This window comes from uncultured Nevskia sp., assembly GCF_903885465.1.
Taxonomy (GTDB): Bacteria; Pseudomonadota; Gammaproteobacteria; order Nevskiales; family Nevskiaceae; genus Nevskia.
The window spans coordinates 1-15556 of record NZ_CAISIQ010000078.1; the positions used below are offsets into that span (position 1 = coordinate 1).

Sequence of the window (15556 nt, forward strand, 5' to 3'; positions counted from 1 at the left end):
CGGCCCCGCTGCCGAAAATCGATACCGCCAGCGTATTCGCCGTCGGCCAGACGGCGCCGGTGCAGACCAGCAACGATGCCGCTGACGATCCTGCGATCTGGCGCAATCCGGCCGATCCCGCCAAGAGTCTGATCGTGGCCAGCGACAAGAAGGCTGGCCTGTACGTCTACGGCCTCGACGGCAGCCAGCGGCAGTTCCTGCCAGCGCCCCGGCTCAACACCGTCGATCTGCGCGGTGAGGTGTCGATTGCTGGCGTCAATGAGGTTCTGGTCGCCGCCAGCGATCGCAGCGATCCCGCTCAAGCGGTGCTCGCCTTGTTCGCGCTGTCTCCCGGCAGCGGCGTGCTGCGTCCGCTCGGCAAGCTGCCGGCCGGGGACGGCGAGGCTTACGGCATCTGCCTGTACCGGCGCGCGGCGGATCAGGCGCTGTTTGCCTTCCTCGTCCACAAGAGCGGCCGCATCGTGCAACTGGCGCTGGATCTCGCCGCCGCGCAGCCGCGCGCCACCATCGTCCGCGAGCTGAAGCTGGCGAGCCAGTCGGAAGGCTGTGTCGCCGATGATCGCAACGGCCGGCTTTATGTAGCCGAGGAAGATGTCGGCATCTGGCGCTTCGACGCCGATCCGGCCGCATCCGCGCAAGCCGCGAGCTTCGCCAAGGCCGATGGCCGCATGCTGCTGGCCGATGTCGAAGGCCTGGCGCTGGCACCCGGCAGTGGTCGCGACGACGGCTACGTGATTGCCTCCAGCCAGGGTGATTCCGCTTACGCGGTCTACGACCTTGCCGACGGCGCCGCCGTTGGACGCTTCAAGATCAGCGACAACGGTGCCGGCATCGGCGGCACCTCGGAAACCGACGGCATCGAACTGGCGCTCGGTGATTTCGGCAAGGACTTCCCCGGCGGCCTGTTCATCGCTCAGGACGGTGACAACGCGCCGCAGTCGCAGAACTTCAAGCTGGTTTCCTGGGCCGAGGTGCTGCGCAGGCTCAAGCCGGGTTCCTAGCTTCGTTACAGCAGCGGCAGCTTGGCGATCAGTTCCAGTACCCTGCGCTGGCGCGCCTCGGGTTCGGTGATCGCTGCCACTTCGTCGACCATGTCGCGGCTCAGCTGCGGCGCGAACTCGGTGATGAAATCGGCCATGTAACCGCGCAGGAACATGCCCTGACGAAAGCCGATGTGGGTGGTGCTGCGCTCGAACAGATGATCGGCCGGCAGGTGGACGAGGTCGTGATCGATGATCGGGTCGTAGGCCATCGACGCGACGATGCCGACACCGAGCCCCAGGCGCACATAGGTCTTGATGACGTCGGCATCGACCGCCGTCAGCACCACGTCCGGCTTCAGGCCGCGGGCGCTGAACGCCTGGTCGAGCTTCGAGCGGCCGGTGAAACCGAAGGTGTAGGTGATCACCGGATGTGCGGCGATCGCTTCCAGCGTCATTTCCAGCGGCTGGTCGCGATAGCGCAGTGCCAGCGGATGTGTCGGCGCCACCAGCACGCTGCGGTTCCAGTGGTAGCAGGGCAGCATCACCAGTTCATCGAACAGTTCCAGCGCTTCGGTGGCGATCGCGAAATCGGCCGAGCCGTCGACCGCCATCTTGGCGATCTGCGGCGGGCTGCCTTGATGCAGATGCAGGGTGACGTGCGGATAGCGCTCGCGAAACCGCTGGATCACCGGCGGCAGCGCATAGCGCGCCTGGGTGTGGGTGGTCGCGATGCTCAGTTCGCCCTTGTCGGTCTGGCGAAATTCTTCGGCGATGTTGCGGATGTTGTCCGCTTCCAGCAGCAGCCGCGCCGTGTATTCGAGGATGCGCTGGCCGGCCGGGGTGATCTCGACCAGATGCTTGCCGTTGCGCACGAAGATGTCGACACCGAGCTCGTCTTCGAGCAGGCGCACCTGCTTCGATACGCCGGGCTGCGAGGTGAACAGCGCGTCCGCCGCAGCCGTGACATTGAGTCCGCGCTTGGCGACTTCCTGGATGTAGTGCAGCTGTCGCAGTTTCATGGAACGATCTCTTTATTCCGATGCGTTCTGAAAGAATACCAATTGCTTCTTTGGTCGTGCGCAGTCTTAGTCGATACCGTGCGGTCCTCATTCCCGGATCATCTATGGACTTGCTAGGCAACGGACTCGGTTTTTCCATCGCAGGGCTCGTTGTCGGCACGGCAGTTGGCGCAACCGGTGTTGGCGGTGGTTCGCTGATGACGCCGATCCTGATCCTGTTCTACGGCATCTCGCCGGCGCTCGCGGTGGGCACCGATCTGCTCTACGCCTCGATCAGCAAATCCTTCGGCGTGCTGCTGCACGGCCGTAACGGCTCACTGGATTGGGCGATCGTCGGCTGGCTGTCGGTCGGCAGCGTGCCGGCGGCACTGCTGACTCTGGTGATGCTCGATCAGATCGGCAGCAGCGCCGAGCTGGACCGGCTGATCAAGCTGACCCTGTCCGCCGCCGTGATCGTCACCGCGCTGTTCACCTTGTGCCAGGAACTGCTGGCCTCGCGGCTGCACATGGATCGGGTGCGCGCGGAACTGCCGCCAACCACCCAGCGTGCTCTGACCGTCGCGGCCGGCGTGCTGATCGGCACGGTGGTGACCATTTCCTCGGTCGGCGCCGGCGTCATCGGCATGATGATTCTGCTGCTGCTGTACCCGAAGCACGCGCCGATCCGTATCGTCGGCAGCGATCTCGCCCACGCCGTGCTGATCACCGCGATCGCCGGCGCCGGCCATGCGCGCATGGGTTCGGTCAATTACGAATTGCTTGGCTGGCTGCTGCTCGGCGCCTTGCCCGGCATCTGGATCGGCAGCCGCCTGGGCTTCCGCATGAACCCGCGCAGCTTGAAGCGGGCGATCGCCGGCATCCTGATCGTGGTCGGCTCGATGACCTTGTGGAAGACGCTGCACGCGCCGGCACCGACGGCGGCAGCAAGCCAATCGTCAACCGTCACGCACTGAGCGTCGCCTCGGCCAGTGCGCGGCTGCGGGTCGGGCGTCACAATTGCGCCGCTCCTGCTCGCCGAAACCCATGTCCCAAACGCCTGACGCTGCTGGTTCCCCACCGAAGTACTTTCCGATCACGCTGCGCCTCGACGACGCCCGCGTGCTGGTAGTCGGCGGCGGCGAGATCGCGGCGCGCAAGCTGCGCCTGCTGCTGAAAGCCGGGCCGCGCGCCGAAGTCGTTGCCCGCGAGCTGAATCCCGAACTGGCCGGCTTGTGTGCCGAAGGCGCTATCACTCATCTGGCGACCGAGTTCGATGTCGCCCAACTGGCCGGCGCCCGGCTGGTGATTGCCGCCACCGATGACAAGGCACTCAACCGCGTTGTCGCCGCCGAGGCCACCGCGCGCGGCATTCTGGTCAATGCCGTCGACGATCCCGAACCATCGACCTTCATCACGCCGGCGATCATCGAACGCTCGCCGCTGACCATCGCCATCGCCACCGGCGGTGCCGCGCCGGTCGTTGCCCGTCGTCTGCGCGAGCGCATCGAGGCCGAACTGCCGCAGAACTACGGTGCGCTCGCGGTCTACACGCAGAGCCGTCGCGAGCGGGTCAAGGCCGCGCTGGAAGGCCCGGCCCGGCGTGTACTGTGGGAGCGCTTTCTGGACAGCCCCGGCGCCGAAGCAGTGCTGCGCGGTGACGAAGCCGCTGCCGATGCCGTGCTCGAAACCCTGCTGGCCGACAAGCGCCCGCTCGGCGAGGTCTATCTGGTCGGCGCCGGACCGGGCGATCCGGATCTGCTGACTTTTCGCGCGCTGCGCCTGATGCAGCAGGCCGATGTCGTACTTTACGACCGCCTGATCGGCGCTGGCATTCTCGATCTGGTGAGGCGTGATGCCGAACGGATATTCGTCGGCAAGCGTCGCAACCAGCACACCGTGCCGCAGGACGAGATCAACGAGGAACTGGTGCGGCTCGCCAAACAGGGCAAGCGGGTGCTGCGCCTGAAAGGCGGCGATCCCTTCGTGTTCGGCCGCGGCGGCGAGGAAATCGAGCGCCTGGCTGCCGCCGGCATTCCGTTCCAGGTGGTGCCGGGCATCACCGCCGCCAGCGGTTGCTCGACCTACGCCGGCATTCCGCTGACCCATCGTGATTACGCGCAGGCTTGCATCTTCGTCACCGGCCATCCACGTGCCGACGGCCAGCTGACCTTGCCCTGGGACGCGCTGGCCCGGCCCGGCCAGACAATCGCCATCTACATGGGCTTGGGTTCGCTGGCGATGCTCTGCGCCAAGCTCGTCGAACACGGCTTGCCGGCGGATTGGCCGGCGGCGCTGATCGAAGAAGGCACGTCGGCGAATCAGCGGGTGATCGCGTCGACCTTGGGCAAGCTGCCGGGCGAAGTCGCTGCCGCCGAGGTCAAGGGCGCCAGTCTGGTGATCGTCGGCGAGGTGGTGAAGCTGCGCGAGCGCCTGGCCTGGCGCTGATTACGGAATCAGCACGATCTTGCCGGTCACCTTGCGGGCCTGCATGTCGCGCATCGCGTCGGCGGCATCGGCCAGCGGATAGGCCTTCGAGATGTACGGCTTCAGCTTGCCGGCGGCGATCCACGCGAACAGCTCGGCAAAGTTTTCAGCATTGACCTTCGGCTCGCGGACGATGAAGCCGCCCCAGAACACGCCGAGCGCGGCGGCGCCCTTCAGCAGCAGGCGGTTCATCGCGATTTCCGGAATGCTGCCGGCCGCGAAGCCGACCACCAGATAACGGCCGCACCAGTTGATCGCCGAGAAGCAGTCCTGCGCCAGCTCGCCGCCGACCGGATCGTAGATCACGTCGGCGCCCTGGCCCTTGGTCAGTTTCTTGACCGCTTCCTTGAGGCTTTCTTTCGAATAGTCGATGACTTCATCGGCGCCCTGCTCGCGGCACAGCGCAAGCTTTTCGGCGCTCGATGCCGCGGCGATCACGTGCGCGCCCATCAGCTTGCCGATCTGCACTGCGGCGAGGCCGACGCCGCCGGCTGCGCCGAGTACCAGCAAGGTTTCGCCCGGCTTCAAGCTGCCGCGCTGCTTCAGCGCGTGGATCGTGGTGCCATAGGCGAGCGCGAAGCCGCCAGCGATCGAAAGATCGAAATCGGCCGGCAGTTTCAGCAGGCCGTCGGCATTGGCATTGACTTCTTCGGCATAGCCGCCGATCGGCACGATCGCCGCGACTCGGTCGCCAACCACCACGTTGCCGACGTTGGCGCCGATCGCCGTCACCGTGCCGGCCACTTCGGCGCCCGGCGTGAACGGCGGCGTGGCCTTGAACTGGTACTTGCCGGCGATCTGCAGGATGTCCGGGAAGTTGATGCCGGCCGAGGCGATGCGGATACGCACCTCGTTCGGGCCGGGCGGCGCCAGGTTCACGTCTTCGAGAGACAGGGTTTCCGGACCGCCGAGCTGTTTGCAGACAATCGCTTTCATGGGACGTGGTTTCGAGTTCGGTCGATCAGTGCGGAGCGTGCGGCTGCGAGTGATCGTGGCCGTGATGGCGTAGCTGGTAGTTGCGCAGATGAGCGATGGCCAGCATCAGCGCGCCGATCACCGTCAGCACGCGCTCGCCGTGGGCATCGATCAAGCCGGTCTGAATGCCGAAGGCGGCGAACACCATCAGGATCAGGCCGACGATGCCCAGCCCGGCGACCAGATTGTCGCGATGCCGGCGCCAGCCCCAGCCGAGCGCGATGACGCTGGTCGGCACCGCGCCGAGCAGCAGCCATTGGTGGAAGCGTTCATCGGCGACCAGGCTGGATGCCGCCAGCGGCAGTGCAGCCACCAGCAGCGGCAGCGCCAGACAGTGAATCAGACACAGCCCTGACAGCAGCATCGCCACCGCATCGAGACCGCGTACGGGCGGCTCGGCGACAGCGGCGGAAATATTGTTTGGACGATTCATCGGGGGCGAAGATTAGCATTCGGCTGCGGCGTGGAGCCGCAGCCGAATGTCAGCTGCGGCTCAGATCGCCAGTCTGAAACCCAGGAACACCGAAGCGCCCGGCAGCGGCGCCACATCCTTGATGAACGAGGTTGCCCGGCGGGCATCGTCGTCGAGCAGGTTGCGGCCGCGGATGTAGACCTCGCTGTCCGACAGTGCCTTCTCGCTCAGGCGGAAGCCGTAGGCGGCGGTGAAGCCGAGCATGTTGTAACCACCGGTCTCGGTTTCCAGCGAGGCGATGTCGTCCTGCTTGAACACGCGGGTGTAGTCGACGCTGAGGCTGTAGTGGCGATATTTGCCGTCTAACCCTAAGCCGAAGCGGGCCGGCGTGACTCGCGGCAGCTTGCTGCCGTTGTTCAGCTCGCCGATCACCTTGTCGCCGAAGCCGCGCAGGCTCAGCGTGTACGGCGACTGGATCAGCAGATAGCTGGCCTGGCCTTCGATGCCGTAGAAGCGGGTGTTGGCCTGCAGGTAATTGACCAGGCGGATCTCGCTGCTCGGATCGAAATTACCTTGCTCGTCGACTCGATCGGCGATGCCATCGGCGTTCGGCGTGCCACTGCCATCGGCGTTCAGGCCCTGATCGTTCTCTGCCAGATAGAGGTAGTTGTTGATGCTGTTGTAGTAGACGTTGCCTTCCAAGCTGAGCCGCTGGTCATGGTGATCGAGGCCGATCTCGAAATTGTTGGCGGTTTCGATCTTGGCGTCGTTCAAGCCGCGCTCGAAGGTTGCTGTGGCGCCGTGCGGCCCGAACGAATACAGCTCTTCCGGCACCGGCGAGCGCTGGGCATGGCTGTAGTACAGCTTCAGGTGGTAGTCCTTAGCCAGATTGAAGATCGAGCCGAGCGACGCGCTGATCGGCGTGAAGTTGCGATTCGGCAGTTCCGCGCCTTCTTCCGGCTTGTTGGTATCGCGCTCGATTCTGACGCCGGCTTCGAGCTTGCCGTAGGCCCAGGGCCGTTCCTCGATCAGGAAGGCGCCGAGCTGCAGGGTATGGGTCGGCGGCACGAAGCCTTCCTCGCCGACACCGGCGAAGCGGCGGAAATCGTGCTGCACGCCGAACACCCCGCGCCAGCCGAGAATCGGCGCGTGAACCACTTCGATGCGCTCGTCGTTCTGCTTGTTGAAGAACTGCGTACCGGGCTCGCCCGGGCCTTCGAACTCGATGTGCGTGTAGCTGTTGTAGGCGCCGCGAATCTTGATCGAATCGATACCCGGCAGCGGTTTGTTGAGGATGCCCTGAGCGTCGTAGCGGGTCTGGTCGAGATCGATGAACGCGGTGGGCTCGGCCGGCAGACCGTAGACGGTGTTGAAGGTGCTGACCGCGAACGCCACCGAATTGCCGCCGTCGATATAGCCGTAGGACAACGCGCCGGACTGCGCCTGCGAACGGCTGTTGGCGAGATAACCCTGGCTGCCGCTGCCATCGACATTGGCGCTGCCGGGGATGTCGTACTCCTCGGACTTGCGGGCGCTGGCATCGAGATGGAACTGGCTGTGGCCGATGCCGTAGCCGACCTCGGTGGTGCCGTTGCGCGAATCGCCGTTAGTGCCGTACTCGGCATCGAGGCTGCCGTGCAGGCCATCGGTGACGTCGACCGGCAGGCGGTCGTTGATGACGTTGACGATGCCGCCCGAAGCGCGGCTGCCGTAGAGCAGGGTCGCCGGGCCTTTCAGCACTTCGATCTGGCGAGCATGGGCGGTATCGATGCCGACCGCGTGATCGGGGCTGACATCGGAAACATCGAGCGAGCCGATGCCGTTCTCGAGAATGTCGACTCTTGGGCCAGCCTGACCGCGGATCACCGGGCGCCCGGCACCGGGGCCGAAATCGGTGGTCGAGATGCCGGGTTCGTTCTCCAGCGTTTCGCCGATGGTGGCGGCGCGCTTGCGATCCAACTCGGCGCCGGACAGCACAGTGGTCGGCTGCACCAATTCATCGGCGGTCTTGCCGAGCGGATTGGCGCGGACGGTGACGGTATCGAGTTCGACGGCCGCCTTCGGATCGTCATCGGCATGTGCCGCGTACGGAAAGGCGATGACGGCGGCGATCAGCGGCAACAGACGGGGCAGCAAAACAGGGGCGACAGCAGCACGGCCCTGGCGGCCATGCAGGTACGAAATGTTCATGGAAATCCTCGCAGCAAACGGAACGGGCACGGGCAGCGAGGCCCGCGCGGGGTCAGCAGTTCGTCAGGCGAGGTGCAGCGGTGGTCCGCGCGGCGGCGGGCGATACAGCGGTTGCAGCGCCGGCAGGGCGACGATGGCCTGCACCGGAGCTTCGATACGCAGCGGCAGCAGCGCGATCGGCATTTCCGCCGCCGGTGGCGGTGCCGCGGCATGGCTGGCGACGCAGATTTCGCAGGCGACCAGTTCATCGCCCGGTGTCAGCGCGTGCTGGGTGCCATGAACGACCGTCAGCCACTGCCCGACCAGGAAGGTCAGCGCCAGCAGCCAGAGGTGAGTCGTTCGTTTTTGCGTCATGTCGAGGATGAAGCGAGCGAGCGAATCGTACGACATTGGGCGCAAGGAACGGCGAAGAAGAGGCAATCACGGTAGGGCGGGCCGCGCCCGCCATGCGCGCTCATTGGCCGGCTGTGCCGGCGGCCATGGGCCCCCCTACGCCTGCGGCGGGGTTCCCGGAGGTGGGCGGGCTACCAGTCCAGCTTGTAGCCGACGCCATAGATCGAGCGGATTAGTTCCTGCTCGGGGCTCGCCGCATCGAGCTTGCGACGCAGGTTCTTGATGTGGCTGTCGACGGTGCGATCGGTGACGATCCGGTGGTCGGTGTAGAGCTTGTCGAGCAGCTGATCGCGCGAAAACACGCGGCCCGGCGCATCGGCCAGGGTCTTCAGCAGGCGGAACTCCACCGGCGTCAGCTGCAAGGATTGGCCGCGGAATTCCGCGGTGTAGCGGGCTTCATCGATGCGCAGCACCTGGGCCAGACCGTCGCTCGTCGCCGGTCCCGGACTCGCATCGAGCCGGCCGCGGCGCAGGATCGCCCGCACCCGGGCCACCACTTCGCGGGGGCTGAACGGTTTGCAGATGTAGTCGTCGGCGCCGAGTTCCAGACCGAGCAGGCGATCGATCTCCTCGACCCGCGCGGTGACCATGACGATCGGCATGTCGCTGAAGCTGCGCAGTTCGCGGCAGACCTCGAGGCCATCCTTGCCAGGGAGCATCAGGTCCAGCAGCACCAGGGCGGGATGAAGCTGCCGCGCACGCGCTGCGACTTCGCGGCCATCGGCGCAGATGTCGGTGCGATAGCCGGCGGCTTTCAGGTAATCGGCCAACAGCGCGGCGAGCTTCGGTTCGTCCTCGACGATCAGCACCAGAGGCGCATGGGCTTCGGCAGGGCTCATGGTTCAGATGCCCGGCACGGCCAGCGGCAGTCGCAGGCTCAACCGCAGGCCGCCGAGCGGCGAGGCCGCAGCGCTCAAGCTGCCGCCATGCGCTTCGGCGATCTTGGCGCTGATCGCCAGGCCCAGGCCGGCGCCGCCGGTGGCGCGATTGCGCGAGGTTTCGACCCGGTAGAAACGATCGAACAATTTCGGCAATGCGTCTTCGGCCACGCCGGGTGCGGAGTCATCGAACTGCAGCAGCAACTCCTTGCCATCGATGCGTGCTTCAAGCCGCAGACGGCCGCCTGCGTCGGTATAGCGCAGGCTGTTTTCGAGCAGATTGCCGAGCAGCTGGCCGAGCCGTCCTTCGTCCGCCAGCACCATCACGGGCGGGTCCGGCAAGTGCAGTTCCAGGGTGATGTCCTGCTGCGCGAGGCGCTCTCGGTACGGGTGCACGGCGTCGCGCAGCACTTCGATGACATCGCTATCGCTCATCCGATAGCTGAGCGCGCCGACATCGGCGAGCGACAGTTCGTAGAGATCGTTGACCAGCTTGCCGAGAATCGCCGTTTCCGCCTGCAGCGAACGGATCGATTCCGGCGTCAGCGCGCGCACGCCGTCTTCCAGCGCTTCCAGCTCGCCACGCAGCACCGACAGCGGCGTCCGCAGCTCATGCGAGACATCGGCCATGAACGCCCGGCGCATCTTTTCGTTCTGCTTCAGCGCATGGGCAAGGCGGTTGAAGTCCTCGGCAAGCTGGCCCAGTTCGTCGCCGGAACCGGCTTCGACTCTTTCGTCGTAATGGCCGGCCGCCAGCGCATGTGTGCCCCGGGCAATGCGCTTCAGCGGTGCCAGGAACACCCGCGCCAGCAGCACCGCGACCAGCGCGGCGAGCACGATCGCCAGCGCGCCGATCACCCAGCTCGCCCACAGCTGCTGCTGCGCGAAGCGTTGCGCCGCCAGCGTGCTGACGTTCTCGAACGGCACCAGCGCCACCCAGCCGACGGTGCGGCCATCGACTTGGATCGGCCGCAGCAGCGCATCGGCGCCAACTTGCGGATTCCCAGCAATGAACTGCCGCTGCTCGTCGAGCAGTGCCAGACGCAGGCTGACGCCGGTGAGATCGGACTGAGGCGGCGGCGGGCCTGGTGTGCGTGGCGCTGGCGGCGAAGCAACAGCAGGGGCCTGGCGATCCCGGTCGCCGTCGTCGTTGCCGCAGCCGCCGTCGGTCGACGTCTGATTGCTGCTGCGACTCAAGCCGCCTGGGCGCATCAAGCGAAACCATTGGCGCGGACTTTCGCGGAAGCAATGCCAGCCGCCCTGCGCCTGCCAGGTGCTGGCGAGCGCCGGCAGCAGCGCTTCCATGCGTTCGATGCCCTGATCGTTGAGGTAGCCGAGAAAGCCGCGATTGAAGGTCAGCCGCGAAGCCATGCCCATGGCCATCGCCACCAGCACGCTGCTGGTGAGAATGGCGAAGAACAGCTTGGCGGTGATGCCCGGCTTGAACATGGCGCACGGTGAACGGAACAAGGCCGCTATTTCCACCCCGCGACCGGCAAACCACAAGGGCGGCGCGATCGATTCCACGAGAACTCCATGATTCGAATCATGGCGGGCCAGCTGTAGGGCGGCCCACGGCCGCCGGCATCCTTGTTCGATGAGAACGCGTGGCGGGCGTGGCCCGCCCTACGACTATCTCCATGCTCTCTACATAGTCGCTGCACATTCGCCCCGCACAGTGCAGACCGTGCTCCGCAATTCTCTTTCCCACCGTTCGATCCCAAGGCTGGCCTGATCATGACCGCATCCACCACCGTCCCACCGCGTCGCCGTCGCCGCAAATGGGCACTCGCCGCGCTCGTGCTGCTGCTGGTCATCGCCGTGGCCGGCGTGGTCTGGCAGCGTGGCAAGGCGGCCGATCCGATGGCCAACCTGCGCTTCGCCACGGTCGAGAAGGGCGATCTGGAAAAGACCGTGACTGCGGTCGGTTCGCTGAAGGCCAAGGATTACGTCGACGTCGGCACCCAGGTGTCCGGCCGCGTGCTGAACATCCACGTCGAGATCGGCGACAAGGTCGCCAAGGGCGAACTGATTGCCGAGATCGATCCCACGGTCTACGCCTCCACGGTCGCCAAGGACCGCGCGAATCTGGACAACCTCAAGGCCCAGCTCGCCCAGCGCGGCGCCGAACTGGCGCTGGCCGATCAGCAGGCCGCCCGCAATGGCCGCCTTGCCGAGGGCAATGCGGTCAGTCAGGACGTGGTCCAGCAGGCCGAAGCCTCCGCCCGCGTCGCCGCCGCGGCGGTGAATTCGGTGAAGGCGCAGATCAAGGCTGCCGAAGCGACCCTGGAAGGCGATCTCGCCAATCTCAACTTCACCAAGATCTACGCGCCGATGGACGGCACCGTGGTCGTCCAGGACACCCGCAAGGGCCAGACCGTGAACTCGGTGCAGTCGGTCGCGGTGATCGCGCAGGTTGCCAATCTGGACGTGATGACGGTCTGGGCGCAGGTCGCCGAGGCCGATGTCACCAACATCCGCCCGGACATGCCGGCCTACTTCACGACGCTGGGCGCGCCCGAGCGGCGCTGGGAAGGCAAGGTGCGCCAGGTGCAGCCGACGCCGACCACGACCAACGACGTGGTGCTCTACAACGTGCTGGTCGACGTTGACAATCACGAGCGCGCGCTGCTGCCGGCGATGACCGTGCAGGCGTTCTTCGTGCTGGCTGCGGCGCACGATGCCGTGGTGGTGCCGCTGGGCGCGCTCAAGCCTGATCCGGACGCGCGCAGCTTCCGCGGTGGCCCCGGCGGCGCGCCCGGCATGGGCACCGGTGGCGAGCGCAGGAAGCGCGATCGCAGTGGCGGCAAGCCGGGCGAAGCGTTCAACGCGGCTCCCGCTGCCGCACCGGCGGAAGGCAAGGCTGAAGGCGCCCCGCCGGCCCTCGCAGAAGCCAAACCCGAGGCCGCGCCTGAAGTCGCCGCGGGTGAGCCGGGGCGGTCCGGCGATCGTCCGGCACGGCGCGGCACGCCTTATCGCGTGCAGGTGAAAACCGCCAACGGTCTCGAGTGGCGCCAGGTGAGAGTCGGCCTCGCTACCCGTACCGATGCCGAAGTGCTGTCCGGTCTGGAAGTCGGCGAAGAGATCGTCGTCGGCGAGAAGGGCGCGCAGCCGGCTGGCGGCAGCGCCCGCGCTGCGCCGCGCATGCCGGGCGGCGCCGGTCCCCGCCTGTGAGCACCGCTACCGAAATTCCACTGCTGCAACTGGAGCAGGTCGCCAAGATCTACGCCGGTGGCGATGGTGCCGAAGTGCGCGCGCTCGATGGCATCACCTTGTCGATCGCCGCCGGTGAATTCGTCGCGATCATGGGCCAGTCCGGTTCCGGCAAGTCGACCCTGATGAACGTGCTCGGCTGCCTCGACACGCCGACCCGCGGCCGATATCAGGTGCGCGGCATCGATGTCGCGACACTCGGCAAGGACGAACTCGCAGCGCTGCGCCGCGACTGCTTCGGCTTCGTGTTCCAGCGCTACAACCTGATGACCACGATCACCGCGGCCGAGAACGTCGAGCTGCCGGCGATCTACGCCGGTGCCGCCAAGGCGCAGCGGGTGCAGCGGGCGGCGGCACTGCTCGGTCAGCTGGGTCTGGGCGAACGCCTGGGCCACAAGCCGAACCAGTTGTCCGGCGGCCAGCAGCAGCGCGTGTCGATCGCTCGTGCATTGATGAATGGTGCCGATGTCATCCTCGCCGACGAACCGACCGGCGCGCTCGACAGCAAGAGCGGCGAAGAAGTGCTGGCCCTGCTCAGCCGGCTGCATGGCGACGGCCACACGATCATCCTGATCACCCACGATGCCAAGGTGGCGGCGCACGCCGAGCGGATCATCCAGATCAGCGACGGCCGCATCACCGAGGACAGCGGCAGCCGTGGCCGCGCCGCAACCTTGCGCGCGCTGAACACCGATCGCCGTCATCCGCACTGGCTGCCGGATCTCGGCGAGGCGGTGAAGATGGCGCTGCATTCGCTGCGCGGCAATCTGTTCCGTTCGGCTTTGACCCTGCTCGGCGTGGTCATCGGTGTCGCAGCCGTGGTGACCATGCTGGCGATCGGCAATGGCAGCAAGGCGCAGGTGATGAAGAGCATCGAATCGATGGGCAGCAACCTGCTGCTGGTGCAGCCGGGTGCGCCCGGCACCAGACCCAGCGGCGAACTGGCGATGCTCAAGGAAACCGATGCCGAGGCCATCGAAGCACTCGATGGCGTGCAGGCGGTGTCGCCACAGCGGCAATCCCGACAGACGCTGCGCTACGGCAACATCGACTACAAGAGCAACGTCACCGGCGTCTGGCCGACCTGGACGCAGATGCAGGACTGGAAGCTGTCCGAAGGCGTGTTCGTCAGCGATGACGATGTGAAGACCTACGCGCCGGTGATCGTGCTCGGCACCACGGTGGCGCGAAATCTGTTCCCGGATCTCGCGTCGCCGATCGGCCTGTACGTGCTCGTCGGCAAGGTGCCGTTCCAGGTCGTCGGCGTGCTGGCCAGCAAGGGCGCCAATGCCTTTGGTTCGGACATGGACGACGTCGCCGTGATCCCGCTATCCACCGGCTTCGCGCGGGTATTCGGCAAGCGCTTTCTCGGCACCATCAACGTCAAGCTCGCCAGCGCCGATGTCGCTGATAGCACGGAGGCCGCGATCACCGAACTGCTGACGGCACGCCACGGCACTATCGATTTCCAAGTGCGCAGCACCACCTCGCTGATGGAGATGGCGACCACCACGCAGAACACGCTGACCCTGCTGCTTGGCTCGGTAGCGTTCATCTCGCTGCTGGTCGGCGGCATCGGCGTGATGAACATCATGCTGGTCAACGTCACCGAGCGAACCCGCGAGATCGGCGTGCGCATGGCCACCGGCGCGCGCACCAGCAACATCCTGCTGCAGTTCAACACCGAGGCGCTGGTGATCTGCGGCATCGGCGGCGTCATCGGCGTGCTGCTCGGCATCGGCGCGGCCCTCGCGGCCGAAGCCCTGGGCTCCAAGGTGGTGTTCACCGTCGCCCCGGCCCTGTTCGCCTTCGGCTCCGCTTTCATCACCGGCCTGCTGTTCGGTTATCTGCCGGCGCGCAAGGCGGCGAACCTCGATCCCGTCGTCGCTCTGGCTTCCGAATAGCCCGAAGAACCAGCCATGAAAAACTTCACCTGTCTGACATTCGCTGCCGCCGCGCTGTTGCTCGCCGGCTGCAGCCTGACCCCGACCTTGACCCAGCCCGAGCTGCCGCTGCCGGAGCGCTACGCCCAAGCCAGTGACAGGGCCGACGAGGCCAGCGCCGAAGCGGCACCAGTCGCCCCGCAATGGTGGCAGCGCTTCGGCAGCGCCGAACTCGATCAGCTGATGAGCGAAGCGCTGGCCGCCAATCACGATCTGGCGGCCGCACTGGCGCGCATCGAGCAGTCCCGCGCCAGCGCCCGGGCTGCACGCGCCAACCTGGTGCCGGCGGTCAATGCCTCGGTATCGGCCTCGACCAATCGCGCCAGTGGCAACGACACTAGCGAGAACAGCCAGGCAACACTCAGCGCGTCCTACGAGCTCGATCTCTGGGGCGCCAACCGGGCGACCGCCGCGGCGGCACGGGCGCGGCTCGATGCCAGCGGCTACAACGGCAATGCCGTGGCACTGGTGCTGCAGGGTTACGTGGCCAGCAACTATTTTCTGATCCTGTCGCTGAAGGATCGCCTGGCGCTGACCGAGGAAAATCGCGCCGCTGCCGCCGAACTGCTGCGCCTGGTCCAGCTGCGTTACGACAACGGCGGCGCCAATGCGCTGGAGCTGGCGCAGCAGAGAACCACCTTGCTCAACATCGAAGCCAGCCTGCCGTCGCTGCGCCTGAGCCTGGAGCAGACCCACCACGCGCTGGCCGTGCTGCTCGGCCGCGCACCGGGCGGTTTCACCGTGACGGCGACCACGCTCACCGGGCTGAACGTGCCGGAGATCGCCGTCGACACGCCGGCCAGCCTGCTGCTGCAGCGGCCGGACATCCGCGCTTCGGAAAGCTCGCTGATCGCCGCCAATGCCGATATCGGCATCGCCCGTGCCGCACTTCTTCCGAGCGTGTCGCTGTCGGCATCGGCCGGCTTCAATGGGCTGATCACCAGCGGCAGCAGCACCTTGCTGTCGCTCGCCGCATCGCTGTCGCAGACCATCTTCAACGGCGGCCGCCTGCAGAGTCAGGTGCGCCTTGCCGAAGCGCAGCAGCGGGAACTGATGGAGAACTACGCCCAGACCGTGCTGCTGGCGC

13 protein-coding genes are annotated in these 15556 nt (G+C 66.4%); 6 read left to right on the forward strand and 7 right to left on the reverse strand.

All coding sequences use genetic code 11. The annotated features are described in order from the left end of the window. Positions 1–8: 8 nt before the first annotated feature. Positions 9–1001 carry a phytase gene (locus QZY06_RS02900; RefSeq protein ID WP_367275549.1) on the forward strand — a complete coding sequence of 331 codons (993 nt, stop codon included), beginning with the start codon at positions 9–11 and terminating at the stop codon, positions 999–1001. Between the two features lie 5 nt (positions 1002–1006). Here the strand turns inward: QZY06_RS02900 and cysB are convergent, their stop codons facing one another. After that, entirely contained in the window at positions 1007–2002 is a 996-nt protein-coding gene (cysB, locus tag QZY06_RS02905) for an HTH-type transcriptional regulator CysB (protein ID WP_295679954.1), read from the reverse strand. Between the two features lie 104 nt (positions 2003–2106). On the opposite strand from cysB, the gene QZY06_RS02910 reads away from it, so the two are divergent. Together QZY06_RS02910 and cysG are read left to right on the forward strand one after the other, a co-directional pair. Next, positions 2107–2955 (forward strand): sulfite exporter TauE/SafE family protein, encoded by an 849-nt coding sequence (locus QZY06_RS02910; protein WP_295679956.1) that lies wholly within the window; start codon positions 2107–2109, stop codon positions 2953–2955. A gap of 70 nt (positions 2956–3025) precedes the next feature. Next, on the forward strand, positions 3026–4426 hold the full coding sequence (gene cysG / locus QZY06_RS02915; RefSeq protein ID WP_295679958.1) for a siroheme synthase CysG: 1401 nt from the start codon (positions 3026–3028) through the stop codon (positions 4424–4426). On the opposite strand, the gene QZY06_RS02920 is transcribed toward cysG, so the two are convergent. The 6 genes from QZY06_RS02920 to baeS form a co-directional block, all read right to left on the reverse strand. Next, positions 4427–5401 (reverse strand): NADPH:quinone oxidoreductase family protein, encoded by a 975-nt coding sequence (locus QZY06_RS02920; protein ID WP_295679962.1) that lies wholly within the window; start codon positions 5399–5401, stop codon positions 4427–4429. A gap of 25 nt (positions 5402–5426) precedes the next feature. Then, the gene (locus QZY06_RS02925) at positions 5427–5873 is read right to left on the reverse strand and encodes a MerC domain-containing protein (protein WP_295679965.1); all 447 of its coding nucleotides are present in this window, start codon (positions 5871–5873) and stop codon (positions 5427–5429) included. 60 nt (positions 5874–5933) lie between these two features. Then, a complete protein-coding gene (locus tag QZY06_RS02930; RefSeq protein WP_295679967.1) occupies positions 5934–8042 on the reverse strand; it encodes a TonB-dependent receptor in 2109 nt (702 codons plus the stop codon). A 63-nt stretch (positions 8043–8105) separates the two neighbouring features. Further along, on the reverse strand, positions 8106–8432 hold the full coding sequence (locus QZY06_RS02935) for a hypothetical protein (protein ID WP_295679969.1): 327 nt from the start codon (positions 8430–8432) through the stop codon (positions 8106–8108). A 134-nt stretch (positions 8433–8566) separates the two neighbouring features. After that, the gene (locus QZY06_RS02940; RefSeq protein WP_295679972.1) at positions 8567–9274 is read right to left on the reverse strand and encodes a response regulator; all 708 of its coding nucleotides are present in this window, start codon (positions 9272–9274) and stop codon (positions 8567–8569) included. Between the two features lie 3 nt (positions 9275–9277). Further along, the gene (gene baeS / locus QZY06_RS02945; RefSeq protein ID WP_295679975.1) at positions 9278–10762 is read right to left on the reverse strand and encodes a sensor histidine kinase efflux regulator BaeS; all 1485 of its coding nucleotides are present in this window, start codon (positions 10760–10762) and stop codon (positions 9278–9280) included. Positions 10763–11050: 288 nt separating this feature from the next. Here baeS and QZY06_RS02950 point away from each other — a divergent pair, with 288 nt between their 5' ends. The 3 genes from QZY06_RS02950 to QZY06_RS02960 all read left to right on the forward strand — a co-directional run. Further along, positions 11051–12487, forward strand: a complete 1437-nt coding sequence (locus QZY06_RS02950; protein ID WP_295679978.1) for an efflux RND transporter periplasmic adaptor subunit — start codon at positions 11051–11053, stop codon at positions 12485–12487. Further along, positions 12484–14430 carry a MacB family efflux pump subunit gene (locus QZY06_RS02955; RefSeq protein ID WP_295679981.1) on the forward strand — a complete coding sequence of 649 codons (1947 nt, stop codon included), beginning with the start codon at positions 12484–12486 and terminating at the stop codon, positions 14428–14430. Before QZY06_RS02950 ends, QZY06_RS02955 begins: the two co-directional genes overlap by 4 nt. A 15-nt stretch (positions 14431–14445) precedes the next feature. Further along, positions 14446–15556 (forward strand): efflux transporter outer membrane subunit (locus QZY06_RS02960; RefSeq protein WP_295679985.1); only part of this gene is annotated, 1111 nt, incomplete at its 3' end.

What these genes read in the sequence shown, in the direction of transcription:
- QZY06_RS02950 (WP_295679978.1), top strand. Translation starts at nt 11,051, where the DNA reads ATGACCGCATCCACCACCGTCCCACCGCGTCGCCGTCGCCGCAAATGG.
- cysG (WP_295679958.1), top strand. Translation starts at nt 3,026, where the DNA reads ATGTCCCAAACGCCTGACGCTGCTGGTTCCCCACCGAAGTACTTTCCG.
- QZY06_RS02930 (WP_295679967.1), bottom strand. Translation starts at nt 8,042, where the DNA reads ATGAACATTTCGTACCTGCATGGCCGCCAGGGCCGTGCTGCTGTCGCC.
- QZY06_RS02940 (WP_295679972.1), bottom strand. Translation starts at nt 9,274, where the DNA reads ATGAGCCCTGCCGAAGCCCATGCGCCTCTGGTGCTGATCGTCGAGGAC.
- QZY06_RS02910 (WP_295679956.1), top strand. Translation starts at nt 2,107, where the DNA reads ATGGACTTGCTAGGCAACGGACTCGGTTTTTCCATCGCAGGGCTCGTT.
- baeS (WP_295679975.1), bottom strand. Translation starts at nt 10,762, where the DNA reads ATGTTCAAGCCGGGCATCACCGCCAAGCTGTTCTTCGCCATTCTCACC.
- cysB (WP_295679954.1), bottom strand. Translation starts at nt 2,002, where the DNA reads ATGAAACTGCGACAGCTGCACTACATCCAGGAAGTCGCCAAGCGCGGA.
- QZY06_RS02920 (WP_295679962.1), bottom strand. Translation starts at nt 5,401, where the DNA reads ATGAAAGCGATTGTCTGCAAACAGCTCGGCGGTCCGGAAACCCTGTCT.
- QZY06_RS02935 (WP_295679969.1), bottom strand. Translation starts at nt 8,432, where the DNA reads ATGTCGTACGATTCGCTCGCTCGCTTCATCCTCGACATGACGCAAAAA.
- QZY06_RS02925 (WP_295679965.1), bottom strand. Translation starts at nt 5,873, where the DNA reads ATGAATCGTCCAAACAATATTTCCGCCGCTGTCGCCGAGCCGCCCGTA.